At 35.8% G+C, this 20,949-nt stretch carries 16 protein-coding genes and 1 CRISPR repeat array; of the genes, 8 read left to right on the forward strand and 8 right to left on the reverse strand.

Features of this window, described 5'->3' with window-relative positions; genetic code table 11:
- Positions 1 to 210: 210 nt before the first annotated feature.
- Complete coding sequence (mutS, locus tag B6C99_RS04485) at positions 211 to 2,769, forward strand: DNA mismatch repair protein MutS (protein WP_086358733.1); 2,559 nt, start codon at positions 211 to 213, stop codon at positions 2,767 to 2,769.
- Positions 2,770 to 2,852: 83 nt separating this feature from the next.
- Here mutS and dld read toward each other — a convergent pair whose 3' ends face one another.
- Together dld and B6C99_RS04495 are read right to left on the reverse strand one after the other, a co-directional pair.
- Positions 2,853 to 4,568, reverse strand: coding sequence for a D-lactate dehydrogenase (dld, locus tag B6C99_RS04490; RefSeq protein ID WP_086358734.1), 1,716 nt, complete (start codon positions 4,566 to 4,568; stop codon positions 2,853 to 2,855).
- Between the two features lie 241 nt (positions 4,569 to 4,809).
- Positions 4,810 to 5,181, reverse strand: a complete 372-nt coding sequence (locus tag B6C99_RS04495; RefSeq protein ID WP_143413912.1) for a hypothetical protein — start codon at positions 5,179 to 5,181, stop codon at positions 4,810 to 4,812.
- Between the two features lie 356 nt (positions 5,182 to 5,537).
- Here B6C99_RS04495 and B6C99_RS04500 point away from each other — a divergent pair, with 356 nt between their 5' ends.
- Together B6C99_RS04500 and B6C99_RS04505 are read left to right on the forward strand one after the other, a co-directional pair.
- Positions 5,538 to 5,882 carry a hypothetical protein gene (locus tag B6C99_RS04500; protein ID WP_256363504.1) on the forward strand — a complete coding sequence of 115 codons (345 nt, stop codon included), beginning with the start codon at positions 5,538 to 5,540 and terminating at the stop codon, positions 5,880 to 5,882.
- Positions 5,883 to 5,932: 50 nt separating this feature from the next.
- Positions 5,933 to 6,403, forward strand: a complete 471-nt coding sequence (locus B6C99_RS04505; protein ID WP_143413962.1) for a hypothetical protein — start codon at positions 5,933 to 5,935, stop codon at positions 6,401 to 6,403.
- Between the two features lie 214 nt (positions 6,404 to 6,617).
- On the opposite strand, the gene B6C99_RS04510 is transcribed toward B6C99_RS04505, so the two are convergent.
- A complete protein-coding gene (locus tag B6C99_RS04510) occupies positions 6,618 to 7,028 on the reverse strand; it encodes a hypothetical protein (protein WP_086358738.1) in 411 nt (136 codons plus the stop codon).
- Between the two features lie 354 nt (positions 7,029 to 7,382).
- Positions 7,383 to 8,867, reverse strand: coding sequence for a glycine betaine/L-proline transporter ProP (proP, locus tag B6C99_RS04515; protein ID WP_086358739.1), 1,485 nt, complete (start codon positions 8,865 to 8,867; stop codon positions 7,383 to 7,385).
- Positions 8,868 to 9,171: 304 nt separating this feature from the next.
- On the opposite strand from proP, the gene B6C99_RS04520 reads away from it, so the two are divergent.
- The gene (locus B6C99_RS04520) at positions 9,172 to 10,023 is read left to right on the forward strand and encodes a neutral zinc metallopeptidase (protein WP_086358740.1); all 852 of its coding nucleotides are present in this window, start codon (positions 9,172 to 9,174) and stop codon (positions 10,021 to 10,023) included.
- A gap of 24 nt (positions 10,024 to 10,047) precedes the next feature.
- Positions 10,048 to 10,827 carry a 5'/3'-nucleotidase SurE gene (gene surE / locus B6C99_RS04525; protein ID WP_086358741.1) on the forward strand — a complete coding sequence of 260 codons (780 nt, stop codon included), beginning with the start codon at positions 10,048 to 10,050 and terminating at the stop codon, positions 10,825 to 10,827.
- A 90-nt stretch (positions 10,828 to 10,917) separates the two neighbouring features.
- On the opposite strand, the gene B6C99_RS04530 is transcribed toward surE, so the two are convergent.
- Positions 10,918 to 12,099, reverse strand: a complete 1,182-nt coding sequence (locus B6C99_RS04530; protein WP_086358742.1) for an MFS transporter — start codon at positions 12,097 to 12,099, stop codon at positions 10,918 to 10,920.
- A 327-nt stretch (positions 12,100 to 12,426) separates the two neighbouring features.
- Positions 12,427 to 12,636: direct repeats of the CRISPR family, unit length 29 nt; unit sequence TTTCTAAACTACCTACACGGCAGTAATCT.
- A gap of 252 nt (positions 12,637 to 12,888) precedes the next feature.
- On the opposite strand from B6C99_RS04530, the gene B6C99_RS04535 reads away from it, so the two are divergent.
- Complete coding sequence (locus tag B6C99_RS04535; protein ID WP_086358743.1) at positions 12,889 to 15,198, forward strand: zinc/cadmium/mercury/lead-transporting ATPase; 2,310 nt, start codon at positions 12,889 to 12,891, stop codon at positions 15,196 to 15,198.
- A 67-nt stretch (positions 15,199 to 15,265) separates the two neighbouring features.
- Here B6C99_RS04535 and birA read toward each other — a convergent pair whose 3' ends face one another.
- From birA to murB, 3 genes are read right to left on the reverse strand one after another with little or no spacing between them, the layout of a single operon-like run.
- Positions 15,266 to 16,219, reverse strand: coding sequence for a bifunctional biotin--[acetyl-CoA-carboxylase] ligase/biotin operon repressor BirA (birA, locus tag B6C99_RS04540; protein WP_086358744.1), 954 nt, complete (start codon positions 16,217 to 16,219; stop codon positions 15,266 to 15,268).
- Positions 16,220 to 16,226: 7 nt separating this feature from the next.
- Complete coding sequence (locus B6C99_RS04545) at positions 16,227 to 17,339, reverse strand: MFS transporter (protein WP_086358745.1); 1,113 nt, start codon at positions 17,337 to 17,339, stop codon at positions 16,227 to 16,229.
- A gap of 36 nt (positions 17,340 to 17,375) precedes the next feature.
- Positions 17,376 to 18,386: a UDP-N-acetylmuramate dehydrogenase gene (gene murB, locus B6C99_RS04550; protein WP_086358746.1), complete on the reverse strand. Its 1,011-nt coding sequence runs from the start codon at positions 18,384 to 18,386 to the stop codon at positions 17,376 to 17,378.
- A 471-nt stretch (positions 18,387 to 18,857) separates the two neighbouring features.
- Here murB and B6C99_RS04555 point away from each other — a divergent pair, with 471 nt between their 5' ends.
- Both B6C99_RS04555 and deoD read left to right on the forward strand, forming a co-directional pair.
- Positions 18,858 to 20,087, forward strand: a complete 1,230-nt coding sequence (locus B6C99_RS04555; RefSeq protein WP_086358747.1) for a phosphopentomutase — start codon at positions 18,858 to 18,860, stop codon at positions 20,085 to 20,087.
- Positions 20,088 to 20,144: 57 nt separating this feature from the next.
- Positions 20,145 to 20,861, forward strand: a complete 717-nt coding sequence (gene deoD / locus B6C99_RS04560) for a purine-nucleoside phosphorylase (protein WP_086358748.1) — start codon at positions 20,145 to 20,147, stop codon at positions 20,859 to 20,861.
- Positions 20,862 to 20,949 lie beyond the last annotated feature (88 nt).

The following is a 20,949-nucleotide window of genomic DNA, read 5'->3' on the forward strand; positions in this document are numbered from 1 at the left end:
TACCGCTCCAAATTAAGTAACAATTACATAGCGAAGATTTTATCGACCATAAACTTAATATATATTATCCTAGCAATAATTTATGCTAGCTTAGTTACAAATTTTTACTATCATAAGGCATTTGGCTGTCTAACTACTAGATTCTGCGATAGAAGTTGAAATTGTAATAGATTTGATAAATTGAATTTTAAATATTAAAGAAATAACACTATGACTGATAACCAAGATTTTACCGACCACACACCAATGATGCGCCAGTATCTAAAGTTGAAAGCTGAAAATCCTGATATTTTGCTATTTTATCGTATGGGGGATTTTTATGAGATGTTTTATGAAGATGCTAAACGTGGTTCACAGCTCTTGGATATTTCACTAACCAAACGAGGCTCATCTAATGGTCAACCTATTCCGATGGCAGGAGTACCTTACCATGCGGTTGAAAGTTATTTAGCCAAACTCATTTCACTTGGTGAATCAGTCGCAATTTGCGAACAAATTGGTGATCCAGCAACAAGTAAAGGACCGGTTGAACGTAAAATTGTCCGTATTGTTACTCCAGGTACTGTAAGTGATGAATTATTGTTAGAAGATCGCAAAGACAATTTGCTTGCTTGTATTTGGCAACAAAAAGAGCACTTTGGTTATGCAACTTTAGACATGAGTTCTGGACGTTTCTTTGTATTTGAATGTGATAATCCTGAAGCAATACAAGCAGAATTGCAACGGACCGCCCCTGTCGAATTACTCTATCCAGAAAATTTCGAATCGATGTCTATGATTGAACATCGCCATGGTTTAAGACGAAGACCAATATGGGATTTCGATCTTGAAACGGCAAAACAACAACTTAATTTACAATTTGGTACTAATGATTTAGTTGGTTACGGAGTTGAGAATTGTCATTATGCATTATGTGCAGCAGGTTGCTTATTGCAATATGTCAAAGATACCCAACGCACAGCTATGCCTCATATTCGATCAATAATTAAAGAATCGCCTGTTGATTTTGTAGTCTTAGATGCAGCTACCAGAAAAAACTTAGAAATTACTGAAAATTTATCGGGTGGCACTGAACATACCGTTGCCGACATTTTAGATAAAACACAAACCGCTATGGGTAGTCGAATGCTCAAAAGATGGTTGCATTCACCAATACGCAATCTATCTATCTTACACAATCGGCAACAGGCAATAAGTGAATTACAAAATAATATTATCGATTTACAACCGTTATTAAAACAAATCGGTGATCTTGAACGAATTTTGGCAAGATTAGCCTTAAGAAGTGCACGTCCGCGCGATTTTGCTCGATTACGTGATGCCTACAACCTTTTACCACAACTTCAGCAATCATTGTCTGAATTTAAGGCACCTGCACTCATTGCATTGCGTGCTAAAATCAATCAATTTGATCAAATAGCCGATCTATTAAATCGAGCAATTATTGAATCACCACCAGTAATTATTCGTGATGGAGGTGTCATTGCTAGCGGTTATAATCAAGAGCTGGACGAACTACGCGATTTAGCAGATGGTGCAACCAACTATTTAGAACAGCTCGAAATTCGCGAGCGTGAAACTTTAGGCATTGATACATTGAAAGTTGGTTTTAATGCGGTTCATGGTTATTACATCCAAATTAGCCGCGGGCAAAGTCATTTAGCACCAATCCATTATACACGAAGACAAACACTGAAAAATGTCGAACGCTATATTATTCCTGAGTTAAAAGAGTATGAAGATAAAGTTTTAACATCTAAAGGTCGAGCTTTAGCTCTAGAAAAACAACTTTATGAACAACTATTCGATCAACTGTTACCATCATTAGCCGATATGCAAATCAGTGCTGATGCAATTGCGGAACTTGACGTACTGACCAACCTTGCTGAAAGAGCCTTGACGCTTAATTATTATTGTCCAACCTTAACCAATCAAGCTGGTATTGAAATCAAGGATGGCCGACATATTGTAATAGAACAGGTATTGCAAAAGCCATTTATCGCCAACTCATTATCATTATCACCGAATAGAAGAATGCTAATTATAACGGGTCCAAATATGGGTGGTAAAAGTACCTATATGCGTCAAGCCGCGTTAATTGTTCTACTTGCTTATATTGGTAGTTTCGTTCCTGCCTCTAAAGCAATCATCGGCCCTGTTGATCGCATTTTTACACGGATTGGGGCATCAGATGACCTAGCTTCGGGACGGTCTACCTTTATGGTCGAAATGACTGAAACAGCTAATATTATGCATAATGCAACAACAAATAGTTTAGTTTTAATGGACGAAATTGGACGTGGAACTTCAACTTATGATGGTCTTTCATTAGCATGGGCTTGTGCTGAAAATTTGGCTAACCAAATCAAAGCGATGACTCTATTTGCTACCCACTATTTTGAACTAACTCAATTACCAGAACAGATGCAAGGTGTTTATAACATCCATTTTGATGCAATAGAACATGACAATACCGTCGCCTTTATTCATGAAGTCTCAGAAGGTGCAGCAAGCAAGAGTTTCGGTATAGCGGTAGCAGGACTTGCAGGAGTACCTAAAACCATCTTAAAACGTGCCAACCAAAAATTAAAAGAGCTAGAAGTCATTTCTAAACAATCAGCTAATAGCCATGTTGAAAGCTCACAACTTACCTTTATTGGCGATGCAGAACCATCAGAAGTCGAACTAGCCCTACAACAGATCGATCCTGATGCATTAACGCCAAAACAAGCGTTAGAAACCATTTACCAATTAAAAAAATTACTTTAACCAATCGTCAATAAAAGTAAATTAATAAAAAAACCGCTATTAAATCAATAATGGCGGTGTTAATTTTAAAATTTTGGTTTGAATTATTTCCAAAATTTCTTCTTAGAGGTTTTACCAATACCAGGATTAAAACTATTAGTTGGATCTAACTCATGATAGAAGTTTTTCAAATCTGAATTAGCATGATACAAATGACCAACATTATGTTCAGCTGGATATTGCGCTCCACGCTGATCGAGTATTACCAACATTTCATCCTCCACTTTAGCACAATCAGTACCTTTTTTTGCCAAATAGTCTTGATGGAACACCGAACAGAAAAAATGACCATAATATAACTTATGAATAAAATGCTGACTAATACTTTCAGGCAAGGTTTCGAACCAATCTTTATCATTACGTCGCAAAGCGATATCCAATGCGACTAAATCCTCAACCGTTTTAGTATGCACATTACGATAAACTGTCGCAGCACCCGCAACGGCAAAACGGTGCAACATTGCAGCTTCTGCTTCTTTATCATTACAACGAAAATAACTGCCATTACGTTTTTCAGTTGAACTGGTAGCAAAATAGTCCTGCAAAAATGTCTCAGCTTCAGCTATGCCATCATCAGACATTTTTAAAATCAAATGATGTTCATAACGATCACGATAATCACGCATCGATTTTGGCAAATGATTTGGCCATAATTTACAAACAGCCACGGCAAATTTATCGGAAAAACTGCCCGAAATAAAAGGGATTTTACTCATTATTCGATCAACAAAATTCTTCAAAGAATACATACGAGGTATGTTATCGGTGCCCAATTTTTGGATCGCTAAAAATAGATGTTTACCATATACTGCAGCTATATCAAACGCATCTCGATGAATATACTCACCAGATACAGGTAAATTTTTAAATTGTCCTAAAATATGACGACGAATATCATCAAGTTCATTGGTATTATTCGTGCCAATATAAAACACTGCAGTGTTTTCTTCTAATGGAAATGTATCTAATCGCACCGCAAATACCATTAACCGCCCTGCACTACCAGACGCTTCGTAGTGACGTGCTGGATCTGCATTATATCTGGCCGGCGTATTAGCATCGATTTGTCGCACATGATCACAATAATGGTGATCGTGCCCTAAACCAGCGTTCGGATTAACATCTTTATCGGTATAAACCCGATTTTGTAGATTTTGTAAAATATCCTCAGGCGTATCGCCTAACTCAATACCTAAATGATTAACCAAATGTAACTGCCCTTGCTCATCCAATTGAGCAAATACTGCCATTTGAGTATAAGCTGGCCCCCGTTGAATTAACGCACCACCCGAATTATTACATACGCCACCTAATACTGAAGCACCAATACAAGACGAGCCAATCACTGAATGTGGTCCACGATGATATTTTTTTAGTTCTTTTTCTAAATGAAATAACGTACTACCCGGCAAACAGACAACCTGATCGCCATTTTCAATTACTTGAATGCCATCTAATCGACGGGTACTTACAATAACTATCGGTCTATCATAATCATTACCATCTGGCGTTGAACCACCTGTTAAACCAGTGTTAGCTGATTGAGTTATTACAATAACATCAGCTTCAACACAAGCTTTTAAAACTTGCCACTGCTCTAATAGTGTGCCAGGTATAACCACCGCTAATGCATCCCCTAGGCCAAAACGTGCACCTTGACGATAAGGTAAAGTACGACTTGGATCAGTTAAGATATATTTATCACCAACAATACTTTTTAACTTTTCAACAAGGCCTGATGTACTATTATTCACTGTCATTTTGGTTCCCTTATTTAAATTAGAATTAGACAAATATTCAACTCTTCCTGATCATATTATAACCAATTAAATTTATTGAAAAGAGCACATTACACTTTACAGAGATAAAGAACAAAACTGACACAAAAAGCTAAAAGGAATAAAAATAATAGATAATTATTAGAGTATAGAGATATAAAGAATTAAGATTAAAGTTTTATCGAATCATGCATACAATTTTGAGTTGTAACAATAGAGTTCCTCAACTTTTTTTGCTAAAAAATTCTTTTAGTCGATAAAAATACTTTCCTAAAAAAATAAATATACGGTGTTGGTTATTATTCTTTTTTAGTTTTTTAAATTCTTGGACTGATTTTATTAATGGTACATCTGTTTTGAATATTTTTTTCGGTTTCTTTGGCTTTCTAATATTTTTATTTTGTATTCGATTTTCAATAACGCCAACAATACTAATCATAATAACAAATAATATGATTAAAAATTCAGAAAAAACAAAGAAAAATACCTGTTCACTTTTGCCCCCAATAGTATAAAATCTTGTAGATACTACAGCTGCATAGCTATCTGTGATAGTTAGCAAAAATAGCATGAGAAATAAAAAAACACTTTTCAAATTTAACATTCCTTTGTCACTATATTCTTAAGTGATGACTGAAAATAAGCATACAACAAAGTATAAAATTTGCATATAAATTAGATAATTTTAGATTGTATTTCATTAGAAAATCATTTAATTTTTTCCAATTATACTATTTAGGTTATGCAAATAATCTAAACATTGTTGTGTTATAGATTTCATAAATTCATAATTAAAAAATATAGTTTAATCGCTTTTATCAATAGACAAGCTATCATTTCAAACTAATCTTCTTGATTTTTCAACTTCACTTAATAAATATCAGACGAGAAAATTACAATTCCCTGATTTTAAAGAAGATAGAAAAGGGGTGAAGATAGAATGAAAGTTTAATTGCTTCAATATCTCGTTCGTTTCCTATTTGTGTTTTAATGACCTTATATATCGGCGGACAAGTAGGATTTAAACCCCGAGTAATTGAAGGAATCCCTGAAAAAGCAAAATTTGAATCGCCACTGTCATTATTATTAGACGGTCAACAACGAATTACTTCAATTTATCAAGTAACTCTTCGCAAACAAATTGTTAAAACAAGTACACCTAAAAATAAAAAGTTAAATACAAATTTATATCAATATAAAAAAGCCTCAAATTCTAATTTAGATAGAGAAGAAGCAATTATAAATATTGCTGAAGATAAAAATTTGACAAGAACAAGAAGATTAACTTTGATTTGATTCTTTGTACATTAACTATTTAATATATTAAAATTTAAAATAAATATTGAATGGTTGGGAATATAATAACTAAATTTTATATTAATATGATAAAAAAACTTTATTTATTGATTATTTTCTTTTTTCTATTTTATGGTAGTAAGTCTGCAATTTCCGAACAAAAAGCTATTGATGTAAATCCTATTAAAGAAACATCAGTAGTAAAAGAAAAAAATACTCAATCTCAATATATTTCTTATGAAATGGTGAAAAATTTATCTTTAGATGATGCACTAGGAAAATTTCCTTCCTATAAAAAAGAAACATATATTTTAGGAACTAATGAAGGTCTAATAACAGAATTTAGGATAGGGCTGCTTAATATTTTCAAACAAGACGAAATTAAACAGGGGAAAATTAAAATAACCGAAATAACTTGGCAAATTAATGCTGTAGAAAATTTAACAGTTTGGTATCACCTACAAAAGGAACAATGGCTACCTATAGATCATTATATTTGGCATAAAGATTCGCTGTTTTAATCTGTTAAAAAATAGTTTGCCACCAACGACGACCACTATCTACAATTTAATAAGAGATCCATTTTATTAGTAAATGGATCTTAACGCTAAATTATAGAATCAAAAATCAAGTATAATAAATACTAGAACAACGTAGTTTCTCTTATAATCCGAAATGCTTCATAAAGCGAATAGAACACACCATCACTTTCAATTTCATCTTAATAAAATTGAATTATTCATTTTCAATAACGAGTTTGTAATCTTTTGCAATAATATCAAAAACATAATCATATGTTTGTAATACATAGTGTTTATGATCTTCGCTTATCTTAGAGGATATGCTGCCGTTTTTTAACTCTTGAATTAAACTAGAATTGCAAACTAAATCAAAAGATGAGTCTAATTTTTTTTCATTTATATAAAGATCTAATTCACAACACTGATAATAAATAACATCCGAAAAAGAAAATGTATATGGAATAAAATCTTTTCCCGAAGTTATTTCAGTTAATATGGAATTGAATTCACCTTTAAAAATACAATTATATTTTGAATCAAATATCTGCTTGAATTCATCTAAATAGATCGCATCTCTTCCGCTTATAACTCCAACCGCTTCAGTTTTAATCGCTTGATATTTCATATTGGTTAATCTTTCTTGATAATATTTCTAGGGATTAATTTGTTTATAAATTATTATTTCATGCTTTCATCAAAAACAATACTCTTTCTAGTTAACTTAGTACACAAACTATATTTGCTCATTAAATTTGGGGGTGGTTATTTTTTTGAATGAGAAAAAACAACTATGATTATATTTACTATAAAAACGTATATTTAACACAGTAAATCATTTTCTCTATATTCCTAATAAAGTTGAATAAAAAGAGGAATTAATTTTTAAAAGAACTAATTTTTTAGATAAATAATGATTGTATTATTTATCTAAACTATTTTTATTATCACTAGCAATAGTGATGTTTATCAAAGTAAAAGCCTAATCCAACTTGGGATGTTGATCAACAAGTTCCTGTCGTTTAGTTTGTAGTTCTTCGATCTGTTCATCGATATCTTCCACTTCATCTTCAATTGAATCAAAATGTTCAGAAAGGAGTGATTCAGCTTCGTTGCGATTAGCGGCTGTTGGCGTGGTACCATGTAACGGTTTTTTTGCGGTTTCGTGCATGGCAAAACCGGTAACAACACCAATAAATCCCACCAACATCAAATAATAGGCTGGCATATATAAGTTACCGGTTGATTCAACAAGCCATGCTACTAAAGTTGGCGTTACCCCAGCAACAATAATCGCAAGATTGAAAATGCTGGCAATGGCGCTATAGCGGATATTTGTAGGAAACATGGCGGGCAATATTGAGGTAATAATCCCGGTAAAACAGTTAATAAAGAGTGCTAAGATAAATACCCCTAAAAAAACTAAGGGAATATGCTGACTGTTAATTAACATAAACGCTGGATAAGATAATAGCAATAGACCGATACTACCAATTAATATAAATGGTTTACGTCCTACTTTGTCACTTAGTAGCCCAATTATGGGTTGAATAATTAACATTCCGACCATTATCGCTATAATTATGAGTAAACCATGCTCAGTGTCATAATTTAAGTTATGCGCTAAATAGCTTGGCATATAAGTTAATAACAAATAGAACGATACGTTTGTCACAATAACTAATCCTGCGCAAACCAAAATATGTCGCCAATATTTGCTGATAATATTTTTTAGCGCTGATTTGGTTTCAGCTATTTCTTCTGATTCTCTAGCTTCGAGGTGTTGTTGGAAAGTTGGAGTCTCTTCGGAAATATGATGTAAGATAAAACTAATTATACCCAACGGTAAGGCAATTAAAAATGGGACACGCCACCCCCAACTATAGAGCGCCGATTGACTAAGTAGCATGGATAAGAACACCACTAAACCTGCTCCAATAATAAACCCGACCATTGAACCAAAATCAAGCCAACCACCAATAAAACCGCGTTTACGATCGGGTGAATATTCGGCCACCACCGTTGCGGAACCTGAGTATTCACCACCAATTGAAAAACCTTGCGCTAATTTAACCATTAACAGTAATACTGGTGAGGTAATGCCAATTGTTTCATAAGTTGGTATCAGTCCAATACAAAATGTACTTAATGACATGATTATTAACGTAATAGATAGTACTTTTTGTCGACCGATATTATCACCAATTAAACCAAAAATTATCCCTCCTAATGGACGAATAAAAAAGGGAATAGAAAAAGTCGATAACGCTGCAATAATCTGCACACTAGGCGATACATGAGGAAAAAACACCTGACCAATAATATACGCCAAAAAACTATATACACCAAAGTCATACCACTCAATAGCATTACTGAAAGCCGATGCCCAAGTGGCTTTCTTTAATTGGTTATCATTAATAATGGGAATGTCATTAATGTCTAGAGGTTTATGATTCGATTTTGCCATGAAATACCGCCTTTTAAATTTATTAATATCAAGATTTAAATCCAAATAATTAATTTCAATCAGCTGCCATGCCAAAGATAAACGATAAGATTAGAGAAATTCGAGATAAAAATTTAAACACACCAATTTTGCTTAATGATTGATGTCAGACAGGAAAGAATTATATACCTAAATTTAACAAAAATAACTCATTTATCACACCAAGCTATTATCTTCATTTTCATCTTGTTGATGGTGACTATTGCTAGTAACCTTATCCATTATCCTTTAGAATGAGATTACCCAAACTGATGAGGTATTCCCTATGCGATGGAGAGACCAAAGAGAGAGTGATAACATTGAAGATCGCCGCTCACAATCAGCAAGTGATATTGGGACACGTATCCCAATTGGTGGTAAAGGTAAAATTATTCTATTTCTTATCGTGTTAGTAGCCGGTTACTACGGCGTTGACTTGACGGGCTTACTAGACAGCAGTGTGATTAATTTAGGCGATAACACATCCACGAGCCAAGTTGATGACGCTCCACTTAACGACAGTGACGCTGCTAAATTTACATCAGTGATTTTAGCTAGCACCGAAGATTTTTGGCAAGAACAATTCCAACAATTAGGCAAAATGTATATTCCTCCTAAACTGGTGCTGTATAGCGGTGCAACCCGAACGCTATGTGGTACTGGCCAAGCTATGATGGGTCCATTTTATTGTAATTTAGATAAAACCGTTTACCTTGATTTATCATTTTATCAAGAGATGAAAAGACGCCTTGGTGGTGGCGGTGACTTTGCCCAAGGCTATGTGATTGCCCACGAAGTTGGACATCACGTACAAAATTTACTTGGCACTTTTGATAAACTCCAGCAATTAGGGCAAAATCAAACGAATCAGCTATCGATTAAACTTGAATTGCAAGCCGATTGTTATGCCGGTTTATGGGGTCATGCTATGCAAAAACAGCATATTTTAGAAGTGGGCGATATAGAACAAGCCCTCAATACCGTGCAAGCGATTGGCGATGATCGTCTGCAACAACAAAATAATGGTTATGTTGTTCCTGATAGTTTTACTCATGGCACCTCAAAACAACGTTATACATGGTTTAAACGTGGCTTTGATAGTGGGTCGATAAATCAGTGCAATACATTTATTCAATAAGGAAATTTAAGTAAAGGAACCAATATGTCAAAAAAATTAGTAAACCGAGTTCTATTAGTCAATGATGATGGCATTGATGCCACGGGGATCCGAATTTTGAAGAGTATCGCGGAAAATATCGCTAACGAAGTTTGGGTGGTTGCGCCGGTGGTCGATCAGAGCGGTGTTTCTTGTTCGGTGAGTCTAAAATCGCCATTTCGGGTACAAAAGCGTAGCCAAACGGAATATGCGGTCTATGGCACACCTGCCGACTGTTCGTTATTTGCTATAAAATCTGTCATGGCCAACCAATTACCTGATTTGGTGCTATCAGGAATTAATAATGGTTCCAATTTAGGATTTGAAACAGTATTATCGGGCACGGTAGGGGCAGCAATGATGGCGATGACGCTAGGTGTACCGGCAATGGCTTTAAGTCAAGTTAGTAGTGAAGATAACATACCAACCGATTGGCACTGCTCAACTCATCTTGCTGAATCGATAATTAGACAACTTTATACGCTATCCACTCCAGATAATATTTGTTTTAATATCAACTTCCCTAATTGCCAAGCTGAGCAAATAAAAGGCGTTAAAATCACCAAACAAGGCAGTCCGGATGTTAGCCAATTTGTAATTGCTGAAACTCAAGATCCTGAAGGTCATGACTATTTTTGGTTTAGAGCCAAACGCAATCAAGGTGTGATTGATGTCGAAAAAGAACTCGATGCCGCCAATGATGGATATATTGCTATCACCCCGCTAAATTATGAACGTACCGATTATGCGTTTTATCAACAGATAAAAGCCACATTTAACGTTTAAATTTTTGTTTGATTGTAACCGTCTTCCTACTTGTTAAATCAAATAAGGAAGACGTTAATTTGCATAAGATAAAATGAGATGAATTGACAACTATTTTTTTACTAACGCACAAAATAGCAAAGAAATCGTCACCATTACTAAGCCAATCCAATAAACCACTTCATGACCGTAAGCTTGAGAGGCAAAACCTTGGATAATACCAGCTAAAATCACGCTACAAATAATGCCGTTATTAAATAAAGTTGAAGCGATACCCATGCGGGTTGGTAATAAGTCTTGAAAATAAATAATACCAATGTTGGCAACAATCCCAATAAACAATCCATTAAAGATTTGTAATATATACAACATGGTTGCATCTTTAAAGAAGATCATCCCTACATAAAACAAAATTCCACAAATGATAGCAATAAAAAATAAATTGCGTTTGCCTAATATTGGTACCAAATAACCAGCTATAATCATAATAGGAATTTCAATTCCTGCCGCTAATCCCATCAAACTACCTGGTAATGAATTAGACAGGTGCAATACCGCTTCCACATAAATCGGCATATCGATGATATACATCATATTTGCAGTCCACATAAAAATGGTGGAGATTAACAAACACATCACATTGCGATTGGTAAAAATCGATTGGTTCGCCGTAGCTAACTCATTTGCAGTAAACGAACTGATTGCCCTTTTTTCAACTGGAGGCAAAAAGATAGTGACGACAATCATCGAAATAATAAACATCGACATGGCACACAAATACATCGCAGTAAAACCGTAATTAATTGCCAACGCAAAAGATAATGGTGGGCCTATCACCCATGCTAATGATAATTGCGCACGAATCAGTGAATTAAAGGCAACTGCATTACGACCGCTCTTTTCGGCATACTCACGCGCCATCGCAAATACCTGTGGCATTGCAGCAGACGCTAATGCGGCAAAAAATACACCTAAGGTAATTAACACATAATAGTTACGTGAATAAGCAAAAATCAGACTATTTGCCAGCCCCATCAAACAACAAAAAATTACAATTTTACGGCGGTCACCCCTGTTATCCGAATACTTGGCTAACAAATAACTACCAATAATACTGGCTAGTGCATTAACCGAATAAAACGCACCGACTAAACGAGGATCAGCTCCAACTTCAAACGATAAGAAGCGACTTAAGGTAGGCGATTGTAAGGCACCCGCTACTCCAATAATAAACGTCGTCACTAAAAAAGCACCAAAAACAACGCCAGATTTTCGAATGAATGAAGAACTCATAAAAGCAGACTAACCATTAAATTAAATGATGTAATTATACCCTTAAAATTAGTGGGAATATAGGCGCTCGTCGGCTAATTTGGAGTCTTTTCAACTTGTCGACAACTTAAATAACCGGTATATAGTAAATTATTTGGTGATGTTTATTATCAAGACTTTATAAATTTGGAAAAATAACCACGTAATATTCTATTAAACTTGATTAATCTAAAATCTACATTATTCTATATTTAAAATTAATGCTATTTAATTGATGATATTATTCAATTAATTTGTCACAAAATATTTGCTCTTATCTTTAAAATATGCACTAATTTCATTGTTCTTTTTCTAAACTACCTACACGGCAGTAATCAATGAAGCTCAAAAATCAGCAGATGAAGCGAGTTTCTAAACTACCTACACGGCAGTAATCTATACAAATTCATTTCCATTTTTACCGCATGATTTCTAAACTACCTACACGGCAGTAATCTCACAGTAACACCAACAATGATGAAACGACTATTTCTAAACTACCTACACGGCAGTAATCTAGAACACGATATAATATAAACATAGTTTGCAAGAAGTAAAAGTGGATTTTTACTTACAAAAACCCTTTTTTTTGACAACTTTATATTTTATTGATTTTTAATCATTTTATTTTTAATTAAAAAAAGGGTTGGCAATAACATGATGTTGGCTGAAAAAAATTTCCTCAACTTTTTTCGAAAATTTGTTTAAAAAAGATTTCTTTTTGTTTTTTTGAGCGTACAATCAAAGTCATCCACAAAAAGAGGTAACGTTATGTTATATAATAACAAATCCGAACAATCTCACCACGATAATCACGATCATTGTCATGGCGATTGTCATAATATTGCTCATAATCATTCACATGATTCTCACCATTCTCAGGAAGCTAGTCACACCGCATGCTGTGATGGGCATGATCATAGCTCATCACAAAAATGTGAGATTGAAGATCCCCCCGAAGAACCTGAGCGGAGTAACCAAGGCATTAAGTTAACTTGGAAAATTCTAGGTATGGATTGCGCTCATTGCGCAAGCAAAATCGAAAACGGTGTTAAAACACTGCCTAATATTAATCAAACCAAAATCATATTCTCAACCGAAAAATTAATCGTTTTTGTTCCTAAGCATGATGATGCAGTAATCAAGATGATTGAAGATAAGGTTACAGAACTAGGTTATACGCCGATTTTTGAGTCGAGCCCTGCTCATCATCATGAACATTCACATAGTTTTGATAAAAAGGCATTTATTCCATTAGCGGTTTTAGGTGCATTGATTGTGGTTAGTTATCTCATTTTGTTGGTGAATAAAACCGCAGGTGAATATGCATTTATTGTGACAGCTGTAGTTGGGATTATCCCAATTTTGAAAGAGGCCATTGTTTTAACCCGTAGTGGTACGCCGTTTGCGATTGAAACACTAATGAGTATTTCGGCAATGGGTGCGCTGTTTATTGGTGCAGCCGAAGAAGCCACCATGGTGATCTTTCTGTTTATGATAGGCGAGATGTTGGAAGGCTTTGCAACCAGTAAGGCAAAAAAAGGTATCTCATCACTGGCCGAGTTAATGCCTGATGAGACGGTGATTATTATTGATGGTAAAAGGAAAACAGTTGCTAGTCATACCTTAAAACCAGATGATATTATCGAAATTTCATCCGGTGGTCGATTACCAGCTGATGTTATTTTGGTTAGCGAACAAGCCAGCATTGATGAAAGTGCGCTAACCGGTGAGTCCATTCCGGTTAATTATTTAAGTGGCGATAAAATTTTAGCCGGGTCGTTAGTGGTCGATAATACCATTCAACTTAAGGTGATTTCAGAATCGGGGCAAAATGCTGTCGATCGTATTTTACAGCTGATTGAAGATGCCGAGGATCGTAAAGCGCCAATAGAGCGGTTTATCGATAAGTTTAGCCGTTATTATACGCCGGCGATTACATTATTTGCGTTTTTAGTGATCCTAATTCCACCATTGTTGACCGGCGCTGATTGGTATACTTGGATATATCGAGGGTTGACGTTGTTGTTAATTGGTTGTCCTTGTGCGTTAGTAATATCAACTCCAGCGGTGATTACCTCGGCCTTGTCTAGCGCGGCTAAATATGGGGTATTAATTAAGGGTGGTGCGGCACTTGAGCGTATTGGTTCGATTAAAATGTTGGCATTTGATAAGACAGGAACATTAACCGAAGGTAAGCCACAAGTGACTGATGTCATTAATCGACACTGTTCTAACGAAGAACTGCTAACGATTGTTGCGGCGGTTGAAAGTGGCTCTCACCATCCTTTAGCTAAAGCGTTAGTCGATTATGTTAAGCAAAAGCCGATCGAGTTTGCCGAAGCAAATAATCGTAAAGCAATTGCTGGTGTTGGGATACAAGGTGAATTAAATCAGCAAACCTATTTTGTTGTGTCACCAAATAAGATCGAGACAGTGTCAACTGCGCTTAATACCGAGGATGCTCATACGATTACTCAGCTTGAAGATGGTGGTAAGACGGTTGTAGTCGTTACCACCAGTCAACAGTTACTGGGGATTATTGCTTTGCAAGATGTTCTGCGTAGCGATGCTTTACCGGCTATCACTGAGCTTAAGCAACTTGGTTTGCAAACCTTGATGTTAACTGGCGATAATCAACGCGCCGCAAAAGCAATTGCCGGTCAATTAGGTATGGAGTATCGTGCTGAGCTATTGCCGGCAGATAAGTTGGCCAAAATCGAAGAGATTGGTCGGCAGACTCCGATTGCGATGATTGGTGATGGCATTAATGATTCCCCAGCAATGAAAGCCGCCACAGTCGGAATTGCCATGGGGAGTGGGACTGATGTTGCACTCGAAACGGCGGATGCGGCGTTGACTAAAAACAATTTGTTAAGTTTGCCAATGTTGATTCGCTTAACTCGCTTTGCTAATCGAAATATTAAGCAAAATATTACCATTGCTTTGGGAATTAAGTTGATATTTTTAATCACTAGTTTATTTGGCGTGACAGGGCTTTGGTTAGCGGTGTTAGCTGATTCTGGTACCACGGCAATCGTTACCGCTAATGCTTTGCGGTTATTGAGAATTAAAAAATAGGTAATAATTTTATCATGCCCCATTTATACTTAAATGGGGCAATTTTGTGACAGCGACTATTGAGTATTTATTCATCACTCCTTAATGAAATTTCGCCACCGATAAACGCCTTGGTTTCGCCATTTTGTTCTAAAAGTAATGCACCCTGCTCATTGATACCTTTAGCAACACCGCGGATCACATTGTCACCAATTAATAATTTAACTGGGCGATTAACAAAATTGTCAAGTCGTTGCCAATCATTAAGAAATGGTGTTAGACCGTGTTGTTCAAAGTCACGAAGTTTGGTTTTGAGGTTTTTAGCTACCTTTGCTACCAGCAAATTGCGATCAACTTTACCTAAATTAGCCCATTTTTGGTTGACGATGTTGGGATCGGGGTTGGTCATCATTAAGTTGACCCCCACACCAATAACAACATGCGCGCAATCACCGGTTTTACCCGCAAGTTCGACTAATATGCCTGCAAGTTTTTGATCATCAAGATACAAATCATTAGGCCATTTAACTTTGATATCTTGATTAGAGATTTCCCGTAATGTATCAGCCATCACAATACCAACCACTAAACTTAGTCCCATAGCAGCTGCAATACCTTGATCAAGTCGCCAATACATCGAAAAGTAAAGATTACTGCCAAACGGTGCGAACCATTGTCGCCCTCGTCTACCTCGAGCTTTAGATTGAAACTCGGCTACACAACTGTCACCTGTTTGTAATTTTTCAATATTATTTAATAGATATTGGTTGGTCGAGTCGATGATCGGCAACACCTCTACATGACTATCCTCACCATAATTTTCGTCGATTTTGACTTTATCGAGTAAGTCAATTGGTGATGCTAAACAGTAACCTTTACCTTGTACGGATGATAAGGTGATGCCCCAATCTCGTAGTACTTTGATATATTTGTTGATGCCAGCACGGGTAATGCCAAATTGGTTGGCAAGCTCCTCACCTGAGTGAAACTGTCCATCAGCTAATATATTGATTAATTTCAATGGATTTTGGTTACTGCGCATTCAATCCTCACTTTTTGAGCAATAATAAAACAACAAAATAGAGTGAAATTATAGCAAAACTAATAAATAAGTAAGTATTGCTTAATGTGTCCATTATAAAAGCTATCACTGCCGGAGCAACTAGACTACCGAGTGTATTGGTTAATAGCATGGATTGGTTCATCGATACAATTTCTTGTTTGCGAACACATGAGCAAGCCCACGCCATGGAGATTGGATAAATGGTGTAAATGGTGGCACCAAGTAGAATAATGGCTAATACACCATAAACGTTGAATATCAGCAAGCCACAGGCGATCATCATGAAAATTGATTCAACTAGCAATACAATACGACGACCAAACCTATCTGCACACCAGTTAGCCGGCATTTGGGCAATCACACCAGAAAGTATTAGTAGTACCATCCAATTGGCGACTTCATTATCGGTATAACCTAAGTGAGAGTAGTAAGCAGGCATTAGTGAATAAAGTGACCCAATTAACATACCTGCGATAGCACAACCAATTAAACCAACTCGAGAAGGTTTGTATAATATCATTGGCATAATATTGAAACTGCTTTTTTTCTTTTTCGGCAATTTATAGTGAGTTAGCAATATAAATAAAATAGCTAATCCCATTAGTACTGCAATCACTAAGCCAAAATAGAGTACCTCTTGCGGAAAATATTGCAGCAGAGCTTGCCCTAATACAGTGCCTAAATAGTAGGTAGTGAGATAGACCGCCAACATTTTGCCGCGGGTACGCACCGTACCGGTAACTAAGATACAACTTTCAATCACCACCCAAGTGACAGCACAAGCGATCCCAATGAAAAATCGCCAGATCGCCCAACTGTAAAAATCCATTGAGAAGCTTAAACCAATAGTCGCAATTGCAAAGATAATACAACTGTAGGTGTAAGTGAATCTAGCATTAAATCGGCTAATAAACCAATTTGCCATAATGGTACCTACTAAGTTACCTGTAAAGTAGCTTGAGCCAACTAAGCCTATCTGCCCTAGCGAAAATTCTTCACGCACAAGCCAGAGTGGCACTTGGGTATTGAGTGCCGATAAAGCGATGGTAACAAATAGTAAACTCGTTAATAAAATAGGAAATGAATACGAATGTTTCATAAGTTTGTAAATAATTTTGTTGTTTTTAGGACGTATTTATAAAAATTTATCCACGTCAATTTCACCTGTCGCTCCCATAAATCGAATTTCAGGCGATAGGTGCACCGAGAATTTTTGCAATACTGCATTGATGATATAACGCGCTAATGCGACAACATCTTGCGCGGTCGCATTATCTTTATTGACTAATACCAAAGCTTGTTGTTGGTGCACTGCTGCACCACCAATTTGGTATCCTTTTAGACCACACTGATCAATTAACCAACCGGCAGCTAATTTTATTTGATCTGCTGTTTGTGGATATATAGGCATTGTTGGGTATTTTTCAAGTAGTTTATCCGCAAGTGTTTTCTCGACTATCGGATTTTTAAAGAAGCTTCCACCATTACCTAGTACATTAGGATCAGGCAATTTGCTTCGACGGATTTCACACACTTTATCAAAGATCATTTTAGGGGTGACACTATTTGCATCAAAATTTCTTAATTCACCATAAGTTAGTACTGGATTCCACTGTTTTGATAATTTGATACCAACATAGACAACTGCATAATCATTAGCATATTTTTGTTTGAAGATGCTTTCACGATAGCCATATTGACCATCAGTGACAGTAATAATTTTACCGGTTGCAAATTCAAGTAATTCAACATAATCCGCCACTTTTTGAAATTCAACCCCATATGCGCCAATATTTTGGATGGGTGCAGAACCAACACAACCAGGTATTAAAGCCAAGTTTTCAAGGCCAGGGATGTTCTGGTTAATAGTGTTGGCAACTAAATCATGCCAATATTCGCCGGCCCCCACTTTTAAATGCCAGTGAGTCGCGGTTTCGGTTATGGTTAATCCTTTAATTCGATTAACTATGATTGTACCAACAAAATTTTCAGTAAATAATGTATTACTGCCTTGTCCAATAATTATAAAAGGTTGATTATCGAGATTGTTTTTCCAAACTTGCATTAGTTGTTCAACAGTTGTGACTGTTTCGACCCGGTTGGCATAAACATCTAGAGCAAATGTATTAGGAATTTTTTGGTTCATTAATGACTACCTTTTATAAAAAATACTTTTAAATTCAATTAAACCAATATTATTTGACGTTTTTGTGCAAATTTAGCTTTTAAAAGTATCAAATCAATGGCTTTATCAATATTTGATAAAGCACTTTATTCAATAATGGTTTACTTATTTGCTATATTAACACAATGCAAAATGATCTTTTATGCATTAAACTATTTTTTACTGATCTTCACTATTTATTTGTTGATAAAAAAGTCAAAAGATTAGACAAATAGTCTACAAATAAAATCATATCCCTTTTTTGTTTTTTTTTATCATGTATTATAACTACGATCTTTTGTATAAATTTATTTATAATCTATTTTACTCAACCTTTATGGTAGATGTTATTTTTTTTAAAAATTCGAGAAATAAGTGATCGATCACGGTTTTAAATGACTTTATGGTTTATATAAGATCATAGCTATATTTAGTAGAGATTTAGAGGAAATTATGAAAAGAGTTTTTATTATGATCCTTGATTCCTTTGGGATCGGTGGTGCAGAAGATGCAAAAAAATATGGCGATGAAGGCTCAAATACTTTAGGTCATATTGCCGAAGCTTGTGCTTTAGGTAAAGCAGATCATGGTCGACAAGGCCCATTAAAATTACCTAATTTAGGAAAATTAGGTCTGATCGAGGCCGCTTATGAATCTACGGGTACATATCCTAAAGGAATGGCTACCGAAGGTGATGTAATTGGTGCTTATGGCTATGCCAGTGAAATTTCATCAGGTAAAGATACACCATCAGGTCACTGGGAAATCGCTGGCGTTCCTGTGCTGTTTGATTGGGGTTACTTTACTAATACTATTAACAGCTTTCCTCAAGAGTTATTAGATAAGATTGTTAAACGTGCTAATTTGCCGGGCTATCTCGGTAATTGCCATTCATCGGGTACTGTGATTCTTGATGAGCTTGGCCTTGAACATATGGCTACGGCTAAACCTATTTTTTATACCTCTGCTGATTCAGTTTTTCAAATTGCCTGCCATGAAGAGACTTTCGGTTTAGATAAGCTTTATGAAGTGTGTGAAATTGCTCGTGATGAACTTAATAAAGGCGACTATAATATCGGCCGCGTTATTGCTCGACCATTTTTAGGTAATAAACCGGGTGAATTTATCCGTACCGGTAATCGCCATGATTTAGCTGTTGAACCACCAGCACCGACGATGATTAAAAAATTGGTTGATGAAAAACAAGGTAACGTTGTGTCCATCGGTAAAATTGCTGATATTTACGCCGAGGTAGGTATAACAAAGAAAGTGAAAGCAACTGGCATTGAAGCACTATTTAATGCTTCACTTGATGAAATTAAACAAGCCAAAGACAATACCATTGTATTTACCAATTTTGTTGATTTTGACTCATCATACGGCCACAGACGTGACGTTGCTGGTTATGCTGCAGCATTAGAATATTTTGACCGCCGTTTACCTGAAATGTTAGAACTGATTCAACCCGGTGATCTATTAATTATTAGTGCCGATCATGGTTGTGATCCTACTTGGACGGGAACAGATCATACTCGTGAACATATTCCTGTTATAGTTTATGGTGATAGCGTTCCTGCTGGGTCATTAGGTCATCGAAAAACATTTGCAGATATAGGACAAAGTGTTGCGGATTATTTTGATTTATCACCGATGGATTATGGTGAATCATTTATTCGCAAATAGTAAACTGTTTTTTTGTTAGTGTAGTAACTTATTTTAGAAATAAATCAGGAGAGTTAAATGCCTACCCCACATATTAACGCCGCCGATGACGCTTTCGCTCAAACGGTTTTGATGCCCGGCGATCCATTACGCGCTAAGTTTATTGCCGAAACTTTTTTAGAGAATGCTAAAGAAGTAACCAATGTTAGAGGAATGTTAGGTTTTACCGGTGACTATAAAGGTAAACAAGTTTCCGTGATGGGGCATGGAATGGGTATTCCATCTTGTTCTATCTATACAACTGAATTGATTAAGTTTTATGGTGTTAAAAACATCATTCGTATCGGTTCCTGTGGCGCCATCAGCCCCGATGTCAATCTTGGTGATGTGGTTATTGGTATGGGTGCCTGCACTGATTCAAAAGTCAATCGGTTACGTTTTAAAGATCATGATTTTGCTGCGATTGCTGATTTTGGTTTAATTTGTAATGCAGTTAATGCTGCTAAACAATTAGATGTTAATGTGAAAGTGGGTAATCTTTTTTCTGCTGATCTATTTTATAGTGTTGAGCCAGATCTTTTCGATATCATGGAAAAATACAATATTCTAGGTGTCGAAATGGAAGCTGCTGGTATTTACGGTGTAGCAGCAGAATACGGAGCTAAAGCATTAGCAATCTGTACAGTTTCAGATCATATTCGCAAAGGCGAAGCTATGTCATCTGAACAGCGCCAGCTGGGTTTTAAAGAGATGATTACTGTTGCTTTAGAGTCGGTATTACTGAATTCAAATTAAATTAATGGCAGAATTTCTGCCATTTTTTTTATTTAAAAAATATATAAATTTTACATTGGCTGTTATTAAACAATTTTAACCGTTAATG

This window comes from Gilliamella sp. N-G2 (assembly GCF_002142215.1).
In the GTDB taxonomy this organism is placed as follows: Bacteria; Pseudomonadota; Gammaproteobacteria; order Enterobacterales; family Orbaceae; genus Gilliamella.